This window comes from Nocardioides sp. (assembly GCF_047606145.1).
In the GTDB taxonomy this organism is placed as follows: domain Bacteria; phylum Actinomycetota; class Actinomycetes; order Propionibacteriales; family Nocardioidaceae; genus Nocardioides.
The window spans coordinates 1-4,782 of record NZ_JASGET010000029.1; the positions used below are offsets into that span (position 1 = coordinate 1).

3 protein-coding genes and 1 pseudogene are annotated in these 4,782 nt (G+C 70.3%); all 4 read left to right on the forward strand.

Annotation, left to right across the window (positions count from 1 at the left end; translation table 11 throughout):
• Window positions 1–350, forward strand: a pseudogene (locus tag QM638_RS04800) (methylmalonyl Co-A mutase-associated GTPase MeaB); the annotation flags it as partial.
• Window positions 351–391: 41 nt separating this feature from the next.
• Window positions 392–1,597, forward strand: coding sequence for an amidohydrolase (locus QM638_RS04805; RefSeq protein ID WP_415140803.1), 1,206 nt, complete (start codon window positions 392–394; stop codon window positions 1,595–1,597).
• 116 nt (window positions 1,598–1,713) lie between these two features.
• Window positions 1,714–2,817 carry a BMP family lipoprotein gene (locus QM638_RS04810; protein WP_415140804.1) on the forward strand — a complete coding sequence of 368 codons (1,104 nt, stop codon included), beginning with the start codon at window positions 1,714–1,716 and terminating at the stop codon, window positions 2,815–2,817.
• A gap of 211 nt (window positions 2,818–3,028) precedes the next feature.
• The gene (locus tag QM638_RS04815) at window positions 3,029–4,546 is read left to right on the forward strand and encodes an ABC transporter ATP-binding protein (RefSeq protein ID WP_415140805.1); all 1,518 of its coding nucleotides are present in this window, start codon (window positions 3,029–3,031) and stop codon (window positions 4,544–4,546) included.
• Window positions 4,547–4,782 lie beyond the last annotated feature (236 nt).

The following is a 4,782-nucleotide window of genomic DNA, read 5'->3' on the forward strand; positions in this document are numbered from 1 at the left end:
GCGCGGCCGCCCGCGAGCTCGCCGGCGCGCTGCGGATGGTGCGCGGCCGAGCGGAGTGGGCGCCGCCGGTGGTGACCTGCTCCGCGCTGGCCGACGCCGGCGTCGACGGGGTCTGGGACCAGGTGATCTCCCACCGCCGGCATCTCGGCACCGACGGGCTGCGCGCCAAGCGCGCCGGCCAGCAGCTGGACTTCACCTGGGCGCTGGTGCGCGACGAGCTCGACCAGCGGCTGCGCCGCTCGCCCGGGGTCAGCGCGATCCGGGAGGAGATCGGTGCCCGGGTCCTCGCGGGGGAGCTGCCGGCCACCGTCGCCGCCGAGGAGATCCTGGCCGCCTACGACGCCGAGTGACCTGCCGAGTGACCTGGCACGGGGGATAACCTGAGGTCACCATGTCGGAGTCTGTCCCTGCGCCCAGGACGAGCGAGGCGATCATCGCCGCCGCCCTCGACGCGCACGAGGCCGAGCTGATCGACGTACGTCGCGATCTGCACGCGCACCCGGAGCTCTCCTGGTCCGAGCACCGCACCACCGAGCTCGTCGCCGAGCGGCTGGAGAAGGCCGGCTGGCGGGTCGCCCGGTTGGCCGGCACCGGCCTGCTCGCCGACCTGGGGGAGGGGCCGCGCCGGGTGGCGCTGCGCGCGGACCTGGACGCGTTGCCGGTCGAGGACGACGTCCCCGACTCCTGGCGCAGCACGGTCCCCGGCGTCGCGCACGCCTGCGGTCACGACGTGCACACCACCGCGGTGCTCGGCGCCGGGCTGGCGCTGGCCGAGCTGCAGCAGACGACCGGGCTGCCCGGCGCGGTGCGGTTGATCTTCCAGCCCGCCGAGGAGGTCATGCCCGGCGGCGCCCTGCACCTGATGAGCCTCGGTGCGCTCGACGGGGTCGACCGGATCCTCGGCCTGCACTGCGACCCGGGGGTCGACGTGGGCCGGGTGGGGCTGCGCTCGGGTGCGCTGACCAGCGCCGCCGACCTGCTCGAGGTGCAGCTGACCGGCACCGGCGGCCACACCTCGCGCCCGCACCTGACCGGAGACCTGGTCTTCGCGCTGGCCAAGGTGACCACCGAGCTGCCGGCGGTGCTCTCCCGCCGGATGGACCCCCGCGCCGGGATCAGCGTGGTCTGGGGCCGCGTCGCGGCCGGGCAGGCACCCAACGTCATCCCGCGCTCGGGCAGCGTCGCGGGCACGGTCCGCATCCTCGACAGCGACGCCTGGAACGAGTGCGAGCAGGTGGTGCGCGAGGTGGTCGCCGAGCTGGTCGCGCCGTACGGCGTGGTGGCGAGGGTCAACTACCAGCGCGGCGTCCCACCGGTGGTCAACGACGAGGACTCCTACGCCGTCCTGGTCGAGGCGGTGACCGCGGTGCTGGGGGAGCGCGGCATCGCCGCCGCCGCTCAGAGCCTGGGCGGGGAGGACTTCGGCTGGTATCTGGAGCAGGTTCCCGGCGCGATGATCCGTCTGGGCGTGCGTACGCCGGGTGGTCCGACCTACGACCTGCACCAGGGGGATCTCCGGGTCGACGAGCGTGCACTCGGGGTCGGCGCCCGGGTGCTGGCGACGGCGGCGCATGCGGCGCTGGTCACCGTCCGGTAACAACAGCGAGAAATCTTCGGTTCTCCTCAACGAATCTGTGGTGCCGCCATTAGGGTGACCCGGTACACGACCCGCGAGAACGCGGATTCGCACGAAATTCTTCGACAGGAGGCGCCGTGACCAAGACGGCACGTTTGGCGGTGGTCGCGGTCGCGGCCGCCATGTCCCTGGCAGCATGCGGGAGCAGTGGAGACGACGACTCGACGGGCACCGACACCTCCACCACCTCGAGCTCGACCGAGAGCTCGTCCTCGGCCGCCTCGTCGGCGGCCGCGCAGTACCCGGACTTCAAGGCGTGCATGGTCTCCGACACCGGTGGCTTCAACGACCACTCCTTCAACGAGACCTCGCTGGCCGGCCTGCTCGAGGCGGGCAAGACCTACGGCGTGCAGACCACGAAGCTGCAGTCCAACGCCGACTCCGACTACGCCAACAACCTCAAGACGCTGGTCAAGCAGAAGTGCGACGAGATCACCTCGGTCGGCTATCTGCTCGCCGACGCCACTCTGGCCGCGGCGAAGGCGAACCCGAACACCAAGTTCGCGATCATCGACAACGACTACGAGGGGAAGATCCCGGCCAACCTCAAGGAGCTCACCTTCGCCACCGACCAGGCCGCGTTCCTGGCCGGCTACCTGGCGGCGGGGATGACCAAGTCCGGCACCGTCGGCACCCTGGGCGGGGTGCAGATCCCGTCGGTCACCATCTACATGGACGGCTTCATCAAGGGCGTCGACCAGTACAACACCGACAACAGCAAGGAGATCAAGGTCCTCGGCTGGAACGGCAAGAAGGGCTCGTTCTCCAACGACTTCTCCGACGTCTCCAAGTGCAAGTCGATCGCCCAGACCCAGATCCAGCAGGGTGCGGACATCCTGTTCCCGGTCGCGGGCGGCTGTGGTGAGGGCGCCCTCCAGGCGGCCAAGTCGGCCAACGACCTGGCGATCTGGGTCGACACCGACGGCTACGAGTCCGAGTCGGACTACCGCTCGATCCTGCTCAGCTCGGTGGTCAAGCGGGTCGACTCGGCGACCATCGCCGGTATCGTCGACGCCGCCAGCGGCAAGTGGAACAACAAGCCGTACGTGGGCACGCTGAAGAACGAGGGCGTCAGCCTGGCGCCGTACCACGACTTCGACTCCTCCGTGCCGGACGAACTCAAGAGCAAGATCGAGGACTACCAGAAGCAGATCATCGACGGGTCCTTCACCGTCAGTTGATCCGCGCAGCATAGGACCGGGCGCCCGCGCGAGTCGCGGGCAGTTTCACCGGTTCACCGGTGAAACTGGCACTTCCTGCGTGTTGCAACGCGCAGGAAGTGCCAGTCTTGCGCAAGGAGTACGCCGCCCGGCCGGTCCTTCCTGGCCGCTACGGTCACCATGACGTGGCGCGGAAGGACCGGCGAGGGCGAGCGATCAAGGGAGGTTCCCCATGCGCCTGGAGATCCAGGGGCTGACCAAGAGGTTCGGCGACTTCACCGCCAACGACCACATCGATCTGACCATCGAGCCCGGTGAGATCCACTGCCTGCTCGGCGAGAACGGGGCCGGCAAGTCGACCCTGATGAACATGCTCTACGGGCTGATCTCGCCGACCGAGGGCGACGTCCTGGTCGACGGCAGGCCGCTGCGGCTGGACGGGCCGGCCGACGCCATCGCGGCCGGCATCGGGATGGTGCACCAGCACTTCATGCTGGTGCCGGTCTTCACCGTGGCCGAGAACGTGATGCTCGGTCGGGAGTCGGTGCGCGGGCTCGGTGTGCTCGACCGCCGGGCCGCGGCCGCCAGGGTGCGCGAGCTCTCCGACCGCTACGGGCTGGCCGTCGATCCGGATGCACTGGTCGGCGATCTCCCGGTCGGGGTGCAGCAGCGGGTGGAGATCATCAAGGCGCTGGCCAACGACGCCGAGGTGCTGATCCTGGACGAGCCCACCGCCGTCCTGACCCCGCAGGAGATCGAGGAGCTGATGGAGATCATGCGCGGCCTGCGGGCGCAGGGCACCTCGATCATCTTCATCACCCACAAGCTGCGCGAGGTCAAGGCCGTCGGCGACCGGATCTCGGTGATCCGTCGGGGCAAGGTGGTCGGCACCGCCGCGCCGTCCACGCCGGAGACCGAGCTGGCCGAGATGATGGTCGGCCGCGCCGTCCAGCTGGTGGTGGACAAGGACCCGGCCAAGCCCGGCGAGGCCGTCCTCGAGGCCCGCGACATCGTCGTCCACGACCCGCGCGGCCACCAGGTGGTCAAGGGCGTCGGCTTCGAGGTGCGCGCCGGGGAGATCCTGGGCATCGCCGGGGTCCAGGGCAACGGTCAGACGGAGCTGATCAAGTCCCTGCTCGGCCTGGTCTCGCCCGACGCCGGTGCGATCCTGCTGGAGGGCCGCGACATCACCAGGGCAGGCCCCCGGGCCAGCCTGGAGGCGGGCATCGGCTACATCCCGGAGGACCGGGGTCACGACGGGTACGTCGGCTCGTTCTCGGTCGCGGAGAACCTGGTGCTCGACCTGGTGCGCGACGATCGGTTCTCGCACGGGCCGGCGCTCAAGATCGGGGCGATCGAGCAGAACGCGCGCCACCGCATCGAGCAGTTCGACATCCGCACCCAGGGCCCGCAGAGCCCCGTCTCGGCCCTCTCCGGCGGCAACCAGCAGAAGGTGGTGGTGGCCCGCGAGCTCTCCCGCTCGCTGAAGGTGCTCATCGCCTCCCAGCCCACCCGTGGCGTGGACGTCGGCTCGATCGAGTTCATCCATCAACGGATCGTCGCCGAGCGTGACGAGGGGGCCGCCGTACTCCTGGTCTCCACCGAGCTCGACGAGATCTTCGCCCTGGCCGACCGGATCGCGGTGATGTACGACGGACGCATCGTCGCCATCGTCACCCCCGACATCTCCCGGGAGAAGATCGGGCTGCTGATGGCCGGTGTCTACGACGAGAAGGAGTCGGTGGCATGAGCGAGCGTCAGCGAGCGAACGGTGGCCTCAGGCCGCCGCGTCCGTATCGTCGCCCTTCCTCCACGGGGGCGGCGGCATGAGCGAGCGTCAGCGAGCGAACGGTGGCCTCAGGTCGCCGCGTCCGTATCGTCGCCTTTCCTCGACGGGGCGGCGGCATGACTGAGCCCGCGGCCGGCCCGGCACCGGGCAAGCCCGCCGCCGGCGCCCCCGAGCCTCGCGGGTCGGCTCGGCCCGAC

What these genes read in the sequence shown, in the direction of transcription:
- QM638_RS04805 (WP_415140803.1), top strand. Translation starts at nt 392, where the DNA reads ATGTCGGAGTCTGTCCCTGCGCCCAGGACGAGCGAGGCGATCATCGCC.
- QM638_RS04815 (WP_415140805.1), top strand. Translation starts at nt 3,029, where the DNA reads ATGCGCCTGGAGATCCAGGGGCTGACCAAGAGGTTCGGCGACTTCACC.